Origin of the sequence: Hallella faecis, assembly GCF_018789675.1 — a bacterium.
Taxonomy (GTDB): domain Bacteria; phylum Bacteroidota; class Bacteroidia; order Bacteroidales; family Bacteroidaceae; genus Prevotella; species Prevotella faecis.
The window spans coordinates 22,470-42,126 of the sequence record NZ_JAHKBE010000025.1; the positions used below are offsets into that span (position 1 = coordinate 22,470).

Annotated in this window: 15 protein-coding genes and 1 riboswitch; of the genes, 5 read left to right on the plus strand and 10 right to left on the minus strand. The window is 54.1% G+C overall.

Annotated elements, in window-relative coordinates; genetic code table 11:
- Positions 1 to 5 precede the first annotated feature (5 nt).
- Entirely contained in the window at positions 6 to 683 is a 678-nt protein-coding gene (gene trmD, locus KM934_RS07265; RefSeq protein WP_215759958.1) for a tRNA (guanosine(37)-N1)-methyltransferase TrmD, read from the plus strand.
- A gap of 597 nt (positions 684 to 1,280) precedes the next feature.
- Here the strand turns inward: trmD and KM934_RS07270 are convergent.
- From KM934_RS07270 to KM934_RS07295, 6 genes are all read right to left on the minus strand, one after another.
- A complete protein-coding gene (locus tag KM934_RS07270) occupies positions 1,281 to 1,775 on the minus strand; it encodes a cob(I)yrinic acid a,c-diamide adenosyltransferase (protein WP_215759959.1) in 495 nt (164 codons plus the stop codon).
- A gap of 6 nt (positions 1,776 to 1,781) precedes the next feature.
- Positions 1,782 to 2,795, minus strand: a complete 1,014-nt coding sequence (locus KM934_RS07275) for an iron chelate uptake ABC transporter family permease subunit (RefSeq protein ID WP_394369491.1) — start codon at positions 2,793 to 2,795, stop codon at positions 1,782 to 1,784.
- Positions 2,796 to 2,827: 32 nt separating this feature from the next.
- Positions 2,828 to 3,931 carry an ABC transporter substrate-binding protein gene (locus KM934_RS07280; RefSeq protein ID WP_215759961.1) on the minus strand — a complete coding sequence of 368 codons (1,104 nt, stop codon included), beginning with the start codon at positions 3,929 to 3,931 and terminating at the stop codon, positions 2,828 to 2,830.
- A gap of 1 nt (position 3,932) precedes the next feature.
- Complete coding sequence (locus KM934_RS07285) at positions 3,933 to 5,027, minus strand: hypothetical protein (protein WP_215759962.1); 1,095 nt, start codon at positions 5,025 to 5,027, stop codon at positions 3,933 to 3,935.
- Between the two features lie 51 nt (positions 5,028 to 5,078).
- Positions 5,079 to 7,070, minus strand: a complete 1,992-nt coding sequence (locus KM934_RS07290; RefSeq protein ID WP_215759963.1) for a TonB-dependent receptor plug domain-containing protein — start codon at positions 7,068 to 7,070, stop codon at positions 5,079 to 5,081.
- Positions 7,071 to 7,089: 19 nt separating this feature from the next.
- Positions 7,090 to 7,330: riboswitch (cobalamin riboswitch) on the minus strand.
- 80 nt (positions 7,331 to 7,410) lie between these two features.
- Complete coding sequence (locus tag KM934_RS07295) at positions 7,411 to 8,253, minus strand: patatin-like phospholipase family protein (RefSeq protein WP_215759964.1); 843 nt, start codon at positions 8,251 to 8,253, stop codon at positions 7,411 to 7,413.
- Positions 8,254 to 8,341: 88 nt separating this feature from the next.
- Between KM934_RS07295 and KM934_RS07300 the strand changes: the two genes are divergently transcribed.
- From KM934_RS07300 to KM934_RS07315, 4 genes are all read left to right on the plus strand, one after another.
- Complete coding sequence (locus KM934_RS07300) at positions 8,342 to 9,742, plus strand: aminopeptidase P family protein (RefSeq protein ID WP_215759965.1); 1,401 nt, start codon at positions 8,342 to 8,344, stop codon at positions 9,740 to 9,742.
- Between the two features lie 37 nt (positions 9,743 to 9,779).
- Complete coding sequence (locus KM934_RS07305) at positions 9,780 to 10,991, plus strand: C1 family peptidase (RefSeq protein ID WP_215759966.1); 1,212 nt, start codon at positions 9,780 to 9,782, stop codon at positions 10,989 to 10,991.
- A 449-nt stretch (positions 10,992 to 11,440) separates the two neighbouring features.
- Positions 11,441 to 13,174, plus strand: a complete 1,734-nt coding sequence (recJ, locus tag KM934_RS07310; protein ID WP_215759967.1) for a single-stranded-DNA-specific exonuclease RecJ — start codon at positions 11,441 to 11,443, stop codon at positions 13,172 to 13,174.
- Between the two features lie 67 nt (positions 13,175 to 13,241).
- On the plus strand, positions 13,242 to 15,146 hold the full coding sequence (locus KM934_RS07315; RefSeq protein WP_215759968.1) for a RecQ family ATP-dependent DNA helicase: 1,905 nt from the start codon (positions 13,242 to 13,244) through the stop codon (positions 15,144 to 15,146).
- Positions 15,147 to 15,348: 202 nt separating this feature from the next.
- Here KM934_RS07315 and ilvC read toward each other — a convergent pair whose 3' ends face one another.
- From ilvC to ilvB, 4 genes are all read right to left on the minus strand, one after another.
- Complete coding sequence (ilvC, locus tag KM934_RS07320; RefSeq protein ID WP_215759969.1) at positions 15,349 to 16,392, minus strand: ketol-acid reductoisomerase; 1,044 nt, start codon at positions 16,390 to 16,392, stop codon at positions 15,349 to 15,351.
- Between the two features lie 107 nt (positions 16,393 to 16,499).
- A complete protein-coding gene (locus KM934_RS07325; RefSeq protein WP_215759970.1) occupies positions 16,500 to 17,270 on the minus strand; it encodes an acyl-[acyl-carrier-protein] thioesterase in 771 nt (256 codons plus the stop codon).
- A gap of 5 nt (positions 17,271 to 17,275) precedes the next feature.
- Positions 17,276 to 17,827 carry an acetolactate synthase small subunit gene (ilvN, locus tag KM934_RS07330; RefSeq protein WP_215759971.1) on the minus strand — a complete coding sequence of 184 codons (552 nt, stop codon included), beginning with the start codon at positions 17,825 to 17,827 and terminating at the stop codon, positions 17,276 to 17,278.
- 19 nt (positions 17,828 to 17,846) lie between these two features.
- On the minus strand, positions 17,847 to 19,604 hold the full coding sequence (ilvB, locus tag KM934_RS07335; protein ID WP_215759972.1) for a biosynthetic-type acetolactate synthase large subunit: 1,758 nt from the start codon (positions 19,602 to 19,604) through the stop codon (positions 17,847 to 17,849).
- Between the last annotated feature and the right edge of the window lie 53 nt (positions 19,605 to 19,657).

The window sequence follows — 19,657 nt, forward strand, 5'->3', positions numbered from 1 at the left end:
TCAGTATGAGAATAGACATTATTACCGTTTTGCCCGAAATGTTGGAGGGCTTCGTAAACGAGAGCATATTGGCCCGTGCCCAGAAGAAGGGCTTGGCAGAGATACATTTGCACAATCTGCGCGACTACACCAGCGATAAATGGCGTCGTGTGGACGACTATCCCTATGGCGGTTTTGCCGGCATGGTGATGCAGTGTGAGCCCATCGACCGCGCTATCAGCGCCTTGAAGGCCGAGCGCGACTACGACGACGTGATCTACGTGACGCCCGATGGCGAGCGCTTCGACCAGAAGATTGCCAACGGCATGAGCCTGCAGAAGAACCTCATCATCCTTTGCGGCCACTACAAGGGTATCGACCAGCGTATCAGGGAGCACCTCATCACCCGCGAAATCAGTGTGGGCGACTATGTGCTGACAGGGGGCGAACTGGCTGCCGCCTGCATCGCCGACGCCGTGGTCCGACTGGTTCCGGGTGTGATAAGCGACGACCAGAGCGCCCTTTCCGACTGTTTCCAAGACGATTTGCTGGCGGCGCCCATCTACACGCGCCCCGCAGAGTACAAGGGTTGGCGCGTGCCCGACATCTTGCTTTCGGGCAACGAGGCCAAGATTAAGCAGTGGGAGATGGACCAAGCCATGGAGCGCACCAAGCGTTTGCGCCCCGACCTGCTGAAGAAATAACTGAAGCTGACACCTGTTTCGGCAGATAAGAATCATCCATACGTTGGGTTCTTATCTGCCGAAATTCGTTTTAGGGCCTCAACGCTCACTCATGCAAACTACTCCAAGGCTCCCGCTTTTGCCGTCTAAGAGGCAGAAATCATTGTGGCTCACATTCCAATTTTCGCAACAACCTATATTGAAATCTACACATTTGTTTTCCATCACAGAAATATTTGGCGCAAATATGCGATTCTTAGCACATTTTCGTAACAGCCTAACATTCAACTACTTACAGGCAAAGTTCCTTGTTCAACATTCCACATTTAACATTCCACATCATAAAACATGCCTAATCGAGGTGCGGAAGACGCCCATCGGCAGTGCGAAAGACGCCAAACGGTGGCTCGTTTAGGCATGTTTTGCAACTCGAAAGATGCCTAAACGCAAATTCATGGTTCGTTCGCGCCAGTAAGATTCCACAAAAATGGCAATTTCGCTCGCTGGTTTGAGCAAAATCCCGACACAACTTTTTAACCAAAAATCACAACTCCTTCCTTTCCGTTTGACTAACAAGAATGGCCAAACGGAAAAGAAGCGGCGGTTCTACCCTACCGGTCAAGGCCGACCGACGGCCAACGCAAACAGGTAATCGGAGAGGCGGTTGAGGTATGTAAGCAACAGGGGCGGCACCGCTTCGACCTTGGCCAACGTCACCATGCGGCGCTCGCAGGTGCGCGCCTTGGCACGCGCCAGATGCAGGGCGGCATCGGCAAGATCGCGCCCCGGAAGCACAAAGTTGAACCGTGGGGCATCGCCCATACGCCGTTCCATCTCTTGTTCCATGTGGGCCACGGCCGTCTTCACCTGCTGTTCGGCGGTAGCGGGAAGCGAGGCGGTGGGCTTTGCCACCAGCGCCATGAGTCCCATCAGCTGGCGTTGCAGGGTGGTGTAAGGCTCAGCCTGGCAGCAGGCCGCCTTGCACAAGCCGAGGTAGGCCGACAGTTCGTCGAGTTGGCCATTGAGTTCGATGCGAAGGTTGTCTTTTTCGACACGTGTTCCGTCGCCAAGCGAAGTGGTTCCCGTGTCGCCTTTCGTGGTAGTGATAGTCATGATAGCTTAGGGTTTCTTGTCCAACAACACATAGATGATGACCGGTGCGCCAATGAGCGGCGTCACCGCATTGAGCGGCAACACACCCGCGTCGCCGGGTAAGGTGGTCAGCACGTTGCAAAGCAAGGCCACGACCTGTCCTGTAAGAATGGTCATGCCGAGCAACTGGCGATGGTCGGAGGTGCGCAGTAGCATGCGTGCCATGTGGGGAACGGCAAGGGCTATGAACGCGATGGGGCCGCAAAAGGCCGTCACCACAGCTGTGAGCAGACCGGTAAGCACCAGGAGCGCACGTCGCAACGCCTTGACATCGACGCCCAGATTTTCAGCGTAGCGCTCACCCAGGAGCAACGCATTGAGCGGTTTCACGAGCAAGAAGGTGCTCAGGGTGGCAAGCAGCGTGAGGGGTGCAAACACTGGCATCATATCCATCGACACGTTGCCAAAGTTGCCCATGCCCCACACGGCGAAGTTCTTTACGCCTTCCTCGGTGGCGAAGAAGTTGAGCAGCGTTATGCCGCTCGAAGCCAGATAGCCCACCATGATGCCCACCACCATGAGCACCACCGGACTATGCACCCATCTGCTCAGCGCAAAGATGAGGGCGGTAACGGCAAGGGCTCCCACAAAGGCAGCCGCAACCCCCGAGAGATAACCCACAGCCATGGGCAGGGCGGCCACGGGAGCCAATGTCAGCAAGGCCACGGCCAACGACGCCCCACTGGTCACACCGAAGATGTCGGGGGCGGCCAAGGGATTGCCAAAGGCCGTTTGGAGCAACAAGCCGCTTGCGGCCAGCGCACCGCCTGCCAGCAAAGCCGTCAGGGCTTGTGGCAAACGCGTCTCCATCACAATGAAGCGCCAGCTCGCCTTACTCGGCTCGCCCAGCACAATGGCCACCACCTCATCGGTGGGAATGTTCACGCTGCCATGCAGCAGGCTCATCAAGAACAGTAGGACGACACCCAGCATCAGCATTAGCATGACGCCCACACGTCGGTTATCACACAGGGTTCTCATCAGGATCATTATAAGGTTCAACCCCAATGTACTTATTGGGCCAAGGGGGGTGAAGCAATTTTCGTGAAATAGCGCAAGTTGCCCAAAGCCGCCTTCGGATGCGCCAGCAGGATCATCTCGCGCAGAAGATAGTCGGGGCGGAAGCTCACCTCTTCAAAGTAAGGGGTCAGCGAGGCGTTGCACTCATAGATTTCGCCCGTTTGGAAAGCGCGCAAAGCTTTGTAGCCCTGATACTCGCGCAGCAAATCGGTGCGTGTCATGGGGCGCTGGCCATTGAACTTAAAGGCCCACACATCGGACGCCCCGGCCTTGTCGAGCACCTGTTCGAACGAGAGCGAGAGGCTACCACTATGTTCGTCGTTGGCAAAGGCGTACGGACTGTTGGCATCGGCAAGGAGCACGCCCATCGAACTTTGTCCTCCAGGCACATACCACACCGCACCCGTCTTGCGCTCGGTAAGGATGCTGCGCCCCTTGGGCAGGCGGGCGGCATAGGCCTTCAGCGCGCCGTAGGTGGAATCGACCACATGGAAGAGCGAGTCGGACTTGGCCGCCTCGCCAAACAAGCGACCGTAATAACGCATCCATTCGGCACGTCCCAAAGCGGAGGTCTCCATGTAGTCGGCAGCCATAATGAGCGGAATGCCGAGCTTTTCGAGGCGTCCGTAACTGCCACCCTCGAAGGGAGAAAGGATGATGGCGTCGGGATTGAGGCTCACGATCTTCTCCACGTCGGGACTCATGGCATCGCCACAATCGGCTATCGCACCGGTCTTCACGCGTTGTTGGATGTCGGGGATGAGCATATACTGCACATCGCACACGCCAACAATGCGGTCAGCCAGACCCAGATACTCCAACAACTGACAGTGGGAGGTGGTGAACACCACCACGCGGCGCAAGGGGCGCAACACGCCATTGCCCTCCGCAGTGCCCAAGGTGAGGCGCTGGAGCGTCTTGCCCGCGTGCCACGGGTCGCTCACGGTGACATGGGTCGACGCGCCATCCTCGACCATGGTCAGCAAAGAGGCATGGTCGAGGGCCAGCGTGTCGCCCTGGGGGCCGCTGCCTGCCGTGTGGTTTCCACAGGAGCAGAGCAGCAGCACGCAAGTGATAAAGCTTAGTAACCGCAACATCTTAGTGGAGGAACACGATGCGGTTGGGGTTGGCGCCATACGATGAGAAGCTCGTCTCATAGTTGCCATTGCCATCGAACACATACACGCGGCCATCGCTCACATAGTCGGAAGCCGATGTGGCCAAGTAGATCTTGTGGTTGTAGGGGTTGACGCTGATGCTGTAGACGTTGGTGGATGCCAACTCAGCGGGCTGGTTCTTGAAGAAGTTGGCGTCGGTCTGACCGGTCTTTACGTTATAGGCACCCAGGGTTGTGGTGGTGATGTGTGTGGTATAGTTGGTCTTGCAATAGGCCGTATAGACCACGTCGTCGCCCACACCAATGACCGAAGCTTGGCCCAGTTCGGTGTAAGTGCCCTTGGCAGGATCGTAAACGCCCCAAGGATTGTCGTACATGGCGCCATAGCCGGTGATGAAGATCTTGTCGTCTTCCTCATACACCTTCACCGGATTCTGCATGATGGTGGCATAGCTGATGGTCTTGAAGTCGTTGCTCACAATGGCCAAACGGTTGTCGGTATAGTCCTGGCCCTGCAGGGTGATGTAGAGCTTGCCATCCTCTTCCACCACGTCCTCAGGACGGTCGCCAACGCGCAGCGAGTCCATGTAGACCAGTTGGTTGCCCGAAATGCGCAGACGGCTGACGTAACCGCCATACGACACAGCATAGATGATGCCATCTTCCTCGTCGATGGAGCGCACCTGTCCAAGGTTCTTGTAGGGCTCAAAGCTAACGCGGCTCTTCTCCACACCATAGCCATCGAGCAAGGCGATGTAGTTGCTCACGTTGACAGCCACCACCAACTTGTTGTTGTCGACAGTGAGAATGTCGTTGCCCGTGTCGCCCAGCACACGGTCGTTCTGCGCGCGGAAGAGGTCGGAACCGTTCACCTGACCCGTCGACCAATCGAAATAAATCAGATTGGAGTTGTTGTGGTTCATCGTTCCCTCATTGAGGATAAAGGCGCGGGCCGGAGAGGTCATCTCCACTTTTCCGCCACCGGTCTGGTTCCACTCGTCGTCATCGCTACACGCGGTGAAGGCCACGCTGGTTGCCAGCAAGGCCACTGCAAGATAAATGTTTCTGAATTTCATGTTGTTAAAATATATAATGTGAATGATAAGTCATGCGTATCGGGCCATCCATCACCAATGGATCATGGCGGAGACGGTGTATTGTCGGCCGGGCATGGGGTAGTATTGTATGATGGAATATTGCTCGTTGGTAAGGTTCGACACCTTGCCACTCAGCGCAAGGCGCACCTTGCCGAGCGTCAACTCGCGCGACAGGCTGATGCCGTGGTCCCAAAAGGCAGGCATGCGATACTCAGGTTTGTTCTGCCCCAGACTGTAACGGCTACCCTGCATCACGACGGTGTAGCCCAGAGTGAGCCACGGTGTCACCATGGCCAGCGAGCCACTCCCGCTCCAACGTGGCGTGTAGGGCAGTTGGTTGTTGTAGGTTTGTTGCGTTCGGTTGGTCTTGTCGACGGCGTGTTGCCAGGTGGCCGAGGCCGAACCGCTCACGCTCCATTGCCGCGCCAAGTCGACCTGCGCGCCCAAGGTGAAGTCGGCGCCAAGTATTTCCACCTTGCCATAGTTCACCATGCGCCACACATAGGTGCTGGGGAACGCCACAATCTTGTCGGTAACGTCGTGGTAATAGCCGTCGGCTGTAATCGTCAGGTAACGCAAGCGCAACGTGTGGGTCTCCCAGGTCAGGCCCAAGCTCCACTGCCGAGCTTTCTCGGGCTTCAAGTGGATGTTGCCCAAGCGGCGATAATACAGGTCGTTGAACGTGGGCACACGAAACGAATGCTTGTAAAGGGCCCTTATATAGATAGGTGTAGAGGACAGCAAGCGATAGCTCAAGGCCACCGAGGGGGTCAGGCGCCGCTTGTCGGCCGGACGATCGCCCTCGCTAACCCGTTCCGCCGCATAGGTGTAGACGGTGTTGGCCTGCAACTTCATCCTACCCCACTGGGCCTTCATGGCCACGGCGGAGATGGAGGTCCAGCGCGACGGGCGCGGCACATCATACTGGGTGTTGACGTAGACATTATTGTTCAAACGGTTGTACGACAGGTCTTGCGCCACAGCAAACTGAAGTCCCTCGGCCGCCAACCATCCCAGCGTGGCAGAGGCATAGCCCTCGTCCTGGCGGTCGCGGTCGGTCTGAACGCCATCGGTATACTGTGAGCCCCAGTCGCGATATTGGTTCCACGAGTGGGTATACTTCAGGCGGGTTTGCAGCCGCAGGCGAGTGCCCAACGAGCGCCGATAAGCCATTTGGGCAAAGAAGTCCTCGTCCCACATGCGCTCATCGGAAGGGTTGGCATAGAGAATGACGGTTCCGGGCAGTCCCCGCTCAGAGTAATACCAATAGGCTTTCATCGCCAGCTCGCTTCCGTCGGCAAATGTATGGTAAGCGTTGGCCTCTGCTTGCCAAGCGGTAATGTCGGTGTTGTATCGGCGTTGGCGCGACGAGGTGTTGCCATTGCGCAGGGTATAAGGGTAGATTCCATCGGCCCGTGTCATCTTGGCCGAGAGCGAAAAGGCTGTGCGCTCAAAGGGTTTCACCCACCATCGCAACGAGGGCGAGACCAAGCCGAAAGAGCCTGCGCCAACTCCCACACGCAACGTCTGCCATTGCCCATCGGCGAAATGGGGACGCTCTGTGGTCAGGGTGAGCACACCGGTCGACACATATTGGCGGGCAGAAATGATCAACTGGTCGTCGTCGGCCACCGACATGCTGATACTCGCGAGGTTGTCGGTGTCGTATCGGCCAATGTCGATTTGTCCGGCTTGGGTGTTGCTGAGTGCCACGCCATCGTAAACCACGGCCGTATGCTGGGTGCCAAGACTGTGGATGGACACGGTTTTCATACCGCCAATGCCACCATAGTCCTTCACACTGACGCCGGCAAAGTGCTTCACAGCATCGGCCACATGATCAAGGCCCAACTGGCGCATCTGCTTGGCCGTAAGCGATTGGGTGGGATGGGCGCCTGTCACATTGCGGTTGAGGGCAACAGCGGTCACCTCCACGCCGCGGAGCGAAATGGAATCGGTTTGCGCCAATGCAGCCAACGGGCTCAGCAAGAGCGCAAAGGTATAGGTCAATTGTTTTCGCATTCTTCCTCGAGAATTGGAAATCATCAAATAAGCAATGGCAGGTCTTCTGGCTTGCGACCATCCACACGTCTTCCCAATCATAGGCATCGCACCATCGCCAAGGGTTCCTCGGGAAACCTTAGGCGACCTACGTGCCCATCACCAGTGACTTTTTGCTGTGGGGATGAGAGAATGTCACTTACAGCAGCGGGACTGCCCAGGACTTTCACCTGGTTCCCTTTTCATCTCCTCGCGGAGAACCGATTGCCGAATAAGTTGGTTGCAAAGATACTTAAAAAATGTTGCGATACGTCATTCCGTACCATATTTTTTCCATTTCACTCGCAACACGTTGTTGTTATCACCGCAAACTATCGCAAAACGCCTCGCCCAACTGGAAGCCTTCCTCGTAGAGACGCTCCAACTTTTGGGTGTCCTTCTCTATGCGGCCCACTTCCATGGGGCGCTGAGGACGTATCACCACTATGTCGCCAGCACGCTCCAGGTCTTCCATCATCTGCAATTGTTCGTTGTAGGCGTCGATGCGATGGCTCAACACCACACGCAAACGGGGATAATGACGATAGATGAAGGGGGGTATCTTGCGGTCGCGCCCCGACTCGCGATAGCCGTAATTGCGCGTGGAAACGACCACATTGAAAGGATGTCCCATGTCGCGCGCGTGCTGGAAAGGAATGGAATCAGTAATGCCACCATCCAGCATCGGCACACCGTCGACCGTTACCATCTTGCTCACAAAGGGCAGCGAGCTCGAAGCCATGACAATATTGATGGCGCGTTGATGGTCGGACGTTTCGGAGAGATACTCGGGACGCCCCGTCAAACAGTTGGTTGTAACCATCTCAAAGTTGGCTGCATGCTTGAAAAACTCATCGTAATCGAAAGGAATGAGCTTGTTGGGGAAACGATCATACAGCAGTTTCTTATCCAAGATACTTCCTTGGGTGAACAAATAACGCAAGCCCAAATAATTGTATTGGCTCAAGAAATCAATGTTGGAAAGGCGCGCACGACGGGGCTGGCGCGAAATGTAGCTCATGCCATTGCATGCCCCTGCCGAAACGGCAACCACATAATGAAAATAAAGCTCGTGCTTCATAAAAGCGTCGAGCACACCACTGGTAAACACGCCTCGCATGCCTCCTCCTTCAAGAACTAAGCCTGTATTTCTATAAATCTGCATGAAATGCTAAAATTTAGTTGCAAAGTTAAGCAATTTCTCCCAAGTTTTTTTATATCTTTGCATCATTGAACGCTAAAAAATCTATTTTATGTTTAACACAGAAACATACGTCGGCCGCCGCGCAGAGCTCAAGAAGCTCGTAAAGAGTGGCATCATCGTGTTGTTTGGTAACAATAGTTCACCAGCCAACTTCCCCAACAACGGGTACTATCCCTTCCGTCAGGATTCGACGTTCCTGTACTATTTCGGGCAGAACCACGACGGATTGGTGGGGGTCATTGACATTGACAATGACAAGGAAACACTTATCGGCGACGACATTTCCATCGACGACATCGTGTGGTATGGTTCAGTAGATAGCGTACACGACATGGCTCAGCAAGTGGGTGTGGCCAACTCGGCTCCCATGAAAGCGCTGAAGACCATCTGCAATGAGGCTCTGCGCCAAAAGCGTAAGATCCACTTCTTGCCCCCTTATCGTGCCGACATCAAGATCCAGATATTCGACCTCCTGGGCATCCACCCCAACCAACAGAAGGAAAGCGCCAGCATGGAGCTGATCAAGGCTGTGGTGAAGATGCGTAACATCAAGACCGATGAGGAGATTGAGGAACTGGAGCGCGCAGCCGTTCTCGGCTACAAGATGCACACAACGGCCATGAAGATGTGCCGCCCAGGTGTAACAGAGAAAGAAATTGCTGGAACGCTCGCCGGCATCGCCAACTCGTATGGAGCCATGGTTAGCTTCCCCACAATTCTCTCGCAGCACGGCGAGATTCAGCACGGAACGCCCTCTGAGGCACCCCTGGTGGCTGGCAAACTGATGCTCTGCGACTGTGGAGCGGAAACCATAAACAACTATTGCTCTGACAACACACGTACAACACCGGTCAGCGGTCATTTCGACCAGCGCCAGTTGGAGATCTACTCGATCGTGGAGGCCTGCCACGACTATGCCGCAAGCGTGGCAAAACCAGGCGTGAAATGGTGGGATGTGCACTTCGGCGTTTGCCGTTTGATGACAGAGAAACTGAAGGAGCTCGGCCTCATGAAGGGCGATACCGACGAAGCTGTGGCAGCTGGAGCGCACGCCATGTTCATGGTTCACGGCTTGGGTCACATGATGGGCATGGATGTGCACGACATGGAGAGCCTCGACCAGATCAACGTGGGCTTCGATGAGGAGGTACGTCCGAACCTGGAGCAGTTTGGTACCAACTGCCTGCGCTTGGGTCGCCGACTGGAGAAAGGTTTCGTGGTCACCGACGAGCCAGGCATCTACTTCATACCCGCACTCATCGACGACTGGAAGGCAAGCGGACACTGCAAGGAGTTTATCAACTTCGACAAGCTGGAGACCTATAAGGACTTTGGTGGCATCCGCATTGAGGACGACCTGCTCATCACAGACGACGGTTGCCGCTTCATCGGCAAGGACATCATCCCCTACCACCCGAAGGATGTGGAGGAGTTCATCGCCAACAACTAATAAAATAAGAACATAAACAATAAAAACAATACTATTCATGAAGAAAATCATCCTGGCCGCTATGGCGGCCATGCTGACCCTCAATGCAGGCGCAGCTGAGAAGAAGGACGGTGAGAAGGCCAACCAGCCCGTATTCACCACTGTCAAGGCAAACCCCATCACCAGCATCAAGAACCAAAACCGTTCGGGAACCTGCTGGGACTATAGCACACTCTCTTTCTTCGAGGCTGAACTGCTGAGAAAGACCAACAAGACATTCGACCTCTGCGAGGCTTTCGTTGCCAACAAGACCTACATGGACCGCGCCATTCAGGTGGTGCGTCTGCATGGCGACTGCCAGTTCGCACAGGGCGGTAGCGCCTACGATCCCCTCTTCGCCATCCAGCACTACGGCATCTGCCCCGAGGACGCTATGCCTCGCACAGGTAGCCTGTATGGCGACACGCTGTTCAACTTCAACGAGTTCTTCAACGTGATGTCTCCATACGTGGCCGCTGTGGCTAAGAGCAACGCAAGCAAACTGTCTCCCGCATGGAAGAACGGCCTGCAGGGCATCCTCGACTCATACCTCGGCAAGTGCCCAGAGAGCTTCAAGTATGAGGGCAAGACCTATACTCCGAAGAGCTTCGCTGCCGCCATCGGCCTCGACTCTGTGGCTTGCAACGAATATGTGAGCTTCACATCTTACACACACCATCCGTTCTGGACCACATTCGCAGTTGAGGTGCAGGACAACTGGCGCAACCCATTGTCATGGAACGTGCCTATCGAAGACCTGGGCAGAATCATCGACAACGCCATCATGAACGGCTATACCGTGGCTTGGGGCGGCGACGTTTCTGAGGAAGGCTTCACACGCGACGGCCTGGCCTACATGTACGACACCAAGAAACTGGAGAGCCTTGAAGGCTCAGACATGGCTCGTTGGCTCAAGCTTACCAACACCCAGAAGAAGAACCTCATCGACTCTTTGGGCGTAAACGTGCCTGAGGTGACTCCTACACAGAAGCAGCGCCAGGAGCGTTACGACAACTGGGAGCTGACAGACGACCACGGTATGCTCATCTACGGTATCGCCAAGGACCAGAACGGCAAGGAGTACTACATGGTGAAAAACTCTTGGGGTGAGACCGGCAAGTACAAAGGTACTTGGTACATGACCAAGAACTACATCATTGCCAACACCATGGACTACATGGTCAACAAGAACGCAGTGCCTAAGGACATCCGAAAGAAGTGCGGTTTCTAAGTCCAACAACTTAGAAGCATAGCTATAACAACACCAAGGGCCATCCCCGTCAACACTGACAGGGATGGCCCTTTTGCATATCCGCACAAAAGCAAAGCACATATCGCCCCACCCCACAACCCAAGGGGACAAATGCTTAACACCTTCGGCACATAGCCAGACGCATTTAACCTTATCGCCCATTAAACCGAAACAGGAAGAACAAAAGGAGCACCATTGGTTCTTTTCAACGCTTGTCGGCGTTTCTTTCGACATCTTACTTCCATCCGCATTTCGACATAGCCCACAATGCTTTCAATGCCCCCGGCACCACCTGCTTGAAACAAACACTAACAGGAATTAAAATCTAATGGCCGATTTGGTTGGCAAATGCCAAATTATTCTATAGAGATTAACACATATATCTTCATTTTTTCGTATCTTTGCCATAGAAACAAAAACAACTAAAGATGCATTTCAAGTGGAAGTATGACGCACCTACACCACAACAATCGCAGCAAGCCAAAGAATTAGGCGACAAACTGAGCATGAGCCCCATTTTGGCCCAACTGCTCATCAAGCGTGGCATCACCACCGAGAGTGCGGCCAAGCGCTTCTTCAGGCCCCAGCTTGCCGACCTCATCAACCCTTTCCTCATGAAGGATATGGACGTGGCGGTCGACAGGCTTAACGATGCCATGGGGCGCAAAGAGCGCATCTTGGTATATGGCGACTACGACGTGGACGGTTGCACGGCTGTGGCTTTGGTGTATAAATTCCTTCAGCAATTCTATTCGAACATCGACTATTACATACCCGACCGCTACGACGAGGGATATGGCGTCAGCCAAAAGGGAATAGACTACGCGAAGCAAACAGGCGTGAAACTCATTATTATCCTTGACTGCGGAATAAAAGCCGTCAAGGAGATAGAGTATGCCAAAAGCTTGGGCATTGACTTCATCATCTGTGACCACCATGTGCCCGATGAGGTAATGCCGCCGGCTGTGGCCATCCTCAACCCCAAACGGACCGACGACAGCTACCCCTTCAAGCAGCTGTGCGGATGTGGTGTGGGCTTCAAGTTTATGCAAGCCTTCGCCAAGAACAACGGCATCCCGTTCTCGCGACTCATCCCCCTACTCGACTTCTGTGCCGTGAGCATCGCCGCCGACATCGTTCCGGTGACCGACGAGAACCGCATACTTGCCTTCCACGGCCTGAAACAGCTCAACCAAAACCCCAGCGTGGGCCTAAAGGCCATCATCGACATCTGCGGGCTTAACGGACGCGAGATATCGATGAGCGACATCATCTTCAAAATAGGACCACGCATCAATGCGTCGGGACGCATGGAGAATGGCAAGGAGAGCGTCGACCTGCTCGTAGAGAAGGACTTCTCGCTGGCACTAAAAGCCGCACGACACATCAACGAATACAACGAGCAACGCAAGGACATCGACAAGCAGATGACCGAAGAGGCCAACCTAATCGTGTCGAAACTGGAAAACCAAAAGCACCAGTCGAGCATTGTGCTCTACGACGAGAACTGGAAGAAGGGTGTCATCGGCATCGTGGCGTCGCGTCTCACGGAAATCTATTTCCGCCCAACCGTGGTGCTAACGCGCGATGGCGACTTAGCTACCGGATCGGCGCGCTCGGTGATGGGATTCGACGTTTACGCAGCCATCAAAAATTGTCGCGACCTATTGCTCAACTTCGGAGGCCATTCCTACGCCGCCGGCCTCACACTGAGATGGGACGATATACGAGAGTTCCGCCAACGATTCCAGCATTATGTGGAAGAACATATCCAACCAGAACAAACGGAGCCCATACTCAACATCGACGCTGTGCTCGACTTCAAGGACATCTCAAAGCGTTTGCACAACGACCTGAAGCGATTCTCGCCCTTCGGACCGGGCAACACCAAACCTGTGTTCTGCACAACGGGCGTGTACGATTACGGAACGAGCAAGGTGGTGGGCCGGCAGCAAGAGCACATCAAGTTGGAACTGGTCGACTCTAAGTCGGGAACTGTGGTCAACGGCATAGCCTTCGGCCAAAGCGCCTCCGCACGATACATAAAGTCGCGACGATCGTTCGACATCGCATACACCATTGAAGGCAATATCTTCAAGCGTAACCAGGTTCAACTGCAGATAGAGGATATCCGGCCGACGGAAAGCGAGGATGAACTATAAACACATCACGGAGATGCATACGGATACCGCAGGCGTCTCCGTTTTTTAACAACAATCGGTCATTAGATTGCCACAAGACGACAAATACTTAGGGATACTTAAGAAATACTGGGGCTACTCGGAATTCAGAGGTATCCAGCGCGAAATTATTGAGAGCATAGGGGCAGGCAAGGACACGCTCGGCCTTATGCCAACGGGCGGAGGGAAATCCATTACATTCCAGGTTCCCGCCATCGCCCAGGAGGGCGTGTGCATTGTCGTCACACCTCTTATCGCCCTCATGAAGGACCAAGTGAGCCACTTGAAACAGAAGGGCATACAAGCAGCCGCCATCTACTCAGGACAGGCGCGCTCCGAAATCATCAAGATTCTCGAAAACGCTATCTTCGGCGCCGTCAAACTGCTCTACGTATCGCCCGAACGCCTCGCTTCCGACATCTTCTTGGTGAAGCTCAAGCACATGAAGGTGAGTTTCATCACCGTCGACGAGGCCCACTGCATCAGCCAATGGGGCTACGACTTCCGACCATCCTACCTACAAATTGCGGAGATCCGACGCGTCAAGCCCGACGCTCCCGTGTTGGCCCTGACCGCCACCGCCACACGACGCGTCATGGACGATATCATGGAACGCCTACAATTCAGAGAAAAGAAGGTGTTCCGCATGAGCTTCAAACGCGACAACCTGGCTTACGTGGTACGCGAGGCGCTGGACAAATACGCCGAACTGCTCCATATTCTTAAGTCGGTAGAAGGCAGCGCCATCATTTACACACGTAGCCGGAGGCGAAGCAAGGTCGTGTCGGAATGGCTTGAACAGCAAGGCGTGTCGGCCACATTCTATCACGCAGGATTGGAACCCGCCATTAAAGACGAACGGCAAAAGCTTTGGCAAACCGATAAAAAACGCGTCATGGCAGCCACCAACGCCTTCGGAATGGGTATTGACAAGCCTAACGTGCGCCTTGTGATTCATCTCGACTGCCCAGATTCGGTAGAGGCTTATTTCCAAGAGGCGGGACGAGCTGGACGCGACGGAAAGAAAGCGTATGCCATCCTGTTGTGGAACGGCCACGACCATGCCGTACTGGCAAAAAGGATCAAGACCACCTTCCCATCCAAGGAGATCGTGCGCGATGTGTATGATCATCTGGCTTATTTCTTCCAAGTGGGACTGGGCAGCGGCAACGGGCACACCTTCACGTTCAACATAGATCAGTTCTGCTATATCTATCACTTCTACCCTCTCTACGTAAACTCCGCGCTGCACATCTTGCAAAGCGCAGGTTACATCGAATATGAGACCGATCCCGACGCGCGAGCACGACTTAGGTTCCTGCTTGGACGCGACGAGCTCTACAAGCTATACGAGACAACGCCCAACGAGGAGGCCGTCATCTCCGCCTTGCTACGGAACTATAGCGGTCTCTTCTCCGACTACCGTTACGTTGAAGAGGCACTCATCTCACAGGTTAGCGGGCTCAGTCAGAATGAGGTTTACCTCATCCTAAAAAGCCTGAGCCACAGGCGAATACTACATTTCATCCCTCAGCGCAAGACACCATTCATCACCTACACCCAAGATCGCATAGACGGTTGCGACGTGGTGATACCTGCCAGCGTGTACGACCAACGCAAAGAGCAATTCATCAAGCACGTCAACGCCATAGAAGCATACGCCACCAACAACCACGTGTGCCGTAGCCGACAGCTCCTCCGCTACTTCGATGAGACGAAATCGGAAGACTGCGGCATCTGCGACGTATGCGTTGACCACCAGCCCAACCCCAATGCGGAACAAGAATTCAAAGACGCCAAGCAAGCAATACTCGACCTCTTAGCCGATCATAAGCCCCACGACATCAAAGAAACATCCGAGCTTCTTTTGCCCCGAAAAGCCTTCAAGGAAGCACTCAAATATCTCTGCAATGAGGAACTCGTTCACATAGACGGTCTCATGATTTACCGCTAATCACGAGAATCGCCCTACATTATCAAACCTCAGCCCCCAAACGTCACATCCAAAGCGCCGCATTGCAACAGGACAATGGCCCAACGGCATGTTCAAAACGCAACCTTTCGAACGCTACAAAGACATAAATCCCTGACTCTCACTTTAAGGAGAGCCAGGGATTCCTATTTGTGTTTGTGCTTGTGTTTGTGCCTATATCCTATTAGTTGTTTTCAGGACGCAACTGGCGTACTGTCTCGGCGGCACGCCACATCTCCATGTCGTGCATGGCCTGCAGCTCGGCATTGAGCTTCTCGCGGTAATCGGGCAGTGAGTTCTTGTCGATAGAAATCTGAGCCTCTGTGCCATTCTCCACACTCAGGTAAAGCCACTCCATCACAGGCTTGATGGCTGCCTTGAAGCGAGGAGCCCAGTCGAGGGCGCCACGCTGGGCCGTTGTTGAGCAATTGGCATACATCCAATCCATTCCCTTCTCACCGAACAACGGGGCAAGGCTCTGTGTGAGCTCCTCAACAGTCTCATTGAAAGCCTCAGAGGGTGAGTGTCCGTGAGAACGGAGCACCTCATACTGGGCCTCGAACAATCCCTCGATAGCACCCATCAGCGAGCCGCGCTCACCAGTAAGGTCAGACGTAGCCTCCTTGTGGAAGGTTGTCTGGAACAAGTAACCAGCGCCAATGCCGATACCGAAAGCTATGCACTTCTCCTCGGCCTTGCCCGTAGCATCCTGATAGATGGCATACGAGCAGTTCAAGCCACGGCCCTCAAGGAACATAGTGCGAAGTGATGTGCCCGATCCCTTAGGAGCCACCATGACGACATCAACATCCTCGGGAGGAACAACACCTGTGCGATCCTGCCAGTTGATAGCAAAGCCATGACTATAATAGAGGGTCTTACCCTTTGTAAGATACTTCTTAAGCTTAGGCCAAACGGCAATCTGACCGGCATCGGAAAGCAACATGCAGATGATGGTTCCTTTCTCGGCAGCCTCCTCTATGGAGAACAAAGTCTTGCCCGGTACCCATCCATCGGCAACAGCCTTGTCGTAGGTCTTACCCTGACGTTGGCCTACAATTACATTGAAACCATTATCCCTAAGGTTGCCTGCCTGACCAGGACCCTGAATACCATATCCGATAACAGCGATTGTCTCGTCCTTCAAAATCTCACGAGCTTTCTCCAACGGAAACTCTTCCTTGGTGACAACATCTTCTACAACGCCACCAAAATTCATTTTTGCCATAAGCTAATATTATTAAAAACGTTATACGTCAAAGTTCTCTCAGCATCTTCATGCATTGTTTACGTGCACAAAGGTAGTGATTTAAAATAATATATGCAAGTTTTCTTTTAATCTTTTACAAATTTCATTAAACATCTTACGATTTCTTGCTTTGTATCATCATCGCGAGTGATACGCACACAATACTCATCGACTCCAGTTTGCTCTTTCCATAAGCTCAGCCTGTCGCCTTGATGAGCCTCAGCCACATAGGCAACCTCGAAGCGTTTGAGCCGATGCTGGCGGTACCAATCGAGGTCGAAAAGATCGAGCACATGCTCGATGTATTTTACGGAATTGATGTGTCCGTTGACATCCACATCATTATAATAGGTGTCGATGGTGCGAACGAGCGCCGCATCTTTGCCCATCTTCACCCTACCCGGCTTGTCGATGGGGCACGGCTTGTCGGTTTCCACATACTCGCTGATCAATCCCCCTTGCACCTCGAAGATGTCGGCAGGCTGGCGTGTTTCTGTATCGATCAAGGCCCACACGCTGCGTCCATAGCCATAGACTTTGCCATCGTCGGGACTTTTCACAGCGAAGTTACGGCTGGTAAAGAAGCGCATCACGCCCTCAACCCACGTCTCGATGTCGAACTTCTCGTATGCCACCGGCATCTCCTCCATCTCAATGACCAGTCGCGACAACACCCACGTGCGGTGGATCTTGTTGAGGTAACTCATGCCATAGTCGCGGTCGTTGCTATGGAAGTCGGCGGCATTGAGCATAGAATTGCCAAGATGTCCAACAAACAGATGGTTGCTGAAGTCGCAACGGAACGGCTCCGCCATGAATGCATAGCGGCCAACCTTAGGCAATAGTTCCTTCTTCATAGTTGTTATTCTTGATGTTTATTAAGGTAATCGGTGACTGGTTCGTCAAAGCTGCGGGTCACGGCGATGTGGCCTGAGCGTGTGTACTGCAAGATACAGCGGAACCTGTTGAACTGCTCATAGAGGTCGGTGATATCCTCTGTCAGTCCGGCTTGCAACACCGTGGAATATGTGGGGTTAACCTCCATCATACGCGCACCGTGCTTTCGGATGACGCGCGATATCTCTGAGTTGTCGAGCAGTACGGGGGTGGAGATCTTAAAGATGGCCACCTCGTGGATAAACAACTCTTCGTTGGTATAGTAATTGGCCTTGATGACATCTATTTTCTTCTCGATCTGCTTGGTGATTTTCTCGATCTGGTCGGGGGCGCTCCAACAAGTGATGGTGTACTTGTGGATTCCCTCCAGGCTCGAAGCCGAAACATTGAGGCTCTCTATATTCACTTGGCGACGAGTGAAGACGGCCGTCACTTGATTGAGAACACCCACTACGTTCTCGCTGTAAACCAGCAGGGTGTAAAACTGCTTGGCCGTTTCTTTATCCTTATTATCCATACGTTTTCTCAATTTGTGGTTAAATGTCCAGATGCAGCAGCATCTCGTCGATGGCACTACCGGGAGTGATCATCGGCGTTACGTTCTCGTCCTCCTTCACTGCGCACTCCAACAAATAAGGTCCATCGATGCTGAGCATCTCGGCTATCTTAGCCTTCAAGTCGGCTCGGTCGACAGCCACACTATAAGGGATGCCGTAACCGCGTGCGATGATCTCGTAACAGGGATTCATCATGCGGGTGAACGAATGGCGATGGTTGAACATCAGGTCTTGCCATTGGCGCACATTGCCCAGGTAATTGTTGTTGAGCAAAATCATTTTCACGGGTGCCTGCTGCTCCATGATAGTGCCCAGCTCTTGGATGGACATCTGGAAGCCGCCATCGCCCATGAACAGGCAGATGGTGCGGTCGGGCGCGCCAAAGGTGGCACCGACAGCCGCTGGTAGACCAAAGCCCATGGTTCCCAGGCCTCCGCTGGACACAACGCTCCGCTTGTGCTTGTACTTGAAGTATCGACAAGAGAACATTTGGTTCAGGCCCACATCGTTCACGAGAACAGCATTGCCCTCGGTAGCCTCTGCCACGGCATTGACCACCTCGCCCATCAGCAACGGTCCACCGGTGGGATGGATAGAGGGCGTGATAACCTCCTGCTGTTCCTCGGCCTGCAACGGCTTGAACGAGTCGCGCCACTCTTGGTGCGAAGCCTCATGGAGCAAACTTGTAATGGCGGGCAACGACACCTTGCAGTCGCCCACCACGGCCACATCGGTCTTCACATTCTTGTCGATCTCCGACGGATCGATGTCGAGATGAATTATCTTAGCTTGACGGGCATAGCTATCGAGGCGCCCCGTGACACGGTCGGAGAAGCGCATGCCAATAGCGATCAGCACATCACACTCCTGCTCCTTGACGTTGGGCGCATAGTTGCCGTGCATACCCAGCATACCCATGTTGAGCGGATGATCGGAAGGCAGGGCCGAGAGGCCCATCAGCGTGCGGCCCGCAGGGATGTCGGCCTTCTCGAGAAACGCCTTGAGTTCCTGCTGTGCGCCACCCAGTTCCACGCCCTGTCCTACGAGGGCAAAGGGCTTCTGAGCCTTGTTGATGAGTTCGGCGGCCTGTCGCACAGCCTCCTCACTAACCTCGGGATACGGGTTATACGACCTCACATTGTCGGCCTTGCCCGGCATCCACTTGGCCTTGCCCGTCTGCGCATTGCGCGGAAAATCGAGCACCACTGGGCCTGGGCGACCACTGCGGGCGATGTAGAACGCCCGATTGACGGCCCAAGCCACATCCTCGGCGCTGCGTATCTGATAGCTCCACTTGGAAATGGGTTGCGCCATTCCCACAAGGTCGACCTCCTGGAAGGCGTCGGTGCCAAGCGAAGCCACACCCACCTGTCCAGCAATAACCACAATGGGCGTAGAGTCCATCATGGCATCGGCCACACCGGTCAGCGTGTTGGTGGCGCCGGGACCCGACGTCACTACAGCCACGCCCACTTCGCCGCTCACCCGCGCATAGCCCTCGGCGGCATGGGCGGCAGCCTGCTCGTGGCGCACCAACACATGGCGGAACCACGGATCGCGCTTACGCGTATAGGTGTAGAGCGCATCGTAAACGGGCATGATGGCTCCACCGGGGTATCCAAATATCGTGCGCACACTTTCCTGATACAGGGCGCGCATCAAAATCTCTGCTCCTGTGCATTCCTCACCAATGCGGATTCCAGCCCAGGGCACTTCCTTTATGTTGTCTTCTGTCATACAATACTCTGTTAATTCTAACGTAATCGTTTGAAAATGAGGGAGTTAATTAA

Bases quoted from the DNA above. Each gene is read 5' to 3' on its own strand.
- trmD (WP_215759958.1), top strand. From the start codon at position 6: ATGAGAATAGACATTATTACCGTTTTGCCCGAAATGTTGGAGGGCTTC.
- KM934_RS07270 (WP_215759959.1), bottom strand. From the start codon at position 1,775: ATGACTATCACTACCACGAAAGGCGACACGGGAACCACTTCGCTTGGC.
- KM934_RS07275 (WP_394369491.1), bottom strand. From the start codon at position 2,795: ATGAGAACCCTGTGTGATAACCGACGTGTGGGCGTCATGCTAATGCTG.
- KM934_RS07280 (WP_215759961.1), bottom strand. From the start codon at position 3,931: ATGTTGCGGTTACTAAGCTTTATCACTTGCGTGCTGCTGCTCTGCTCC.
- KM934_RS07285 (WP_215759962.1), bottom strand. From the start codon at position 5,027: ATGAAATTCAGAAACATTTATCTTGCAGTGGCCTTGCTGGCAACCAGC.
- KM934_RS07290 (WP_215759963.1), bottom strand. From the start codon at position 7,070: ATGCGAAAACAATTGACCTATACCTTTGCGCTCTTGCTGAGCCCGTTG.
- KM934_RS07295 (WP_215759964.1), bottom strand. From the start codon at position 8,253: ATGCAGATTTATAGAAATACAGGCTTAGTTCTTGAAGGAGGAGGCATG.
- KM934_RS07300 (WP_215759965.1), top strand. From the start codon at position 8,342: ATGTTTAACACAGAAACATACGTCGGCCGCCGCGCAGAGCTCAAGAAG.
- KM934_RS07305 (WP_215759966.1), top strand. From the start codon at position 9,780: ATGAAGAAAATCATCCTGGCCGCTATGGCGGCCATGCTGACCCTCAAT.
- recJ (WP_215759967.1), top strand. From the start codon at position 11,441: ATGCATTTCAAGTGGAAGTATGACGCACCTACACCACAACAATCGCAG.
- ilvC (WP_215759969.1), bottom strand. From the start codon at position 16,392: ATGGCAAAAATGAATTTTGGTGGCGTTGTAGAAGATGTTGTCACCAAG.
- KM934_RS07325 (WP_215759970.1), bottom strand. From the start codon at position 17,270: ATGAAGAAGGAACTATTGCCTAAGGTTGGCCGCTATGCATTCATGGCG.
- ilvN (WP_215759971.1), bottom strand. From the start codon at position 17,827: ATGGATAATAAGGATAAAGAAACGGCCAAGCAGTTTTACACCCTGCTG.
- ilvB (WP_215759972.1), bottom strand. From the start codon at position 19,604: ATGACAGAAGACAACATAAAGGAAGTGCCCTGGGCTGGAATCCGCATT.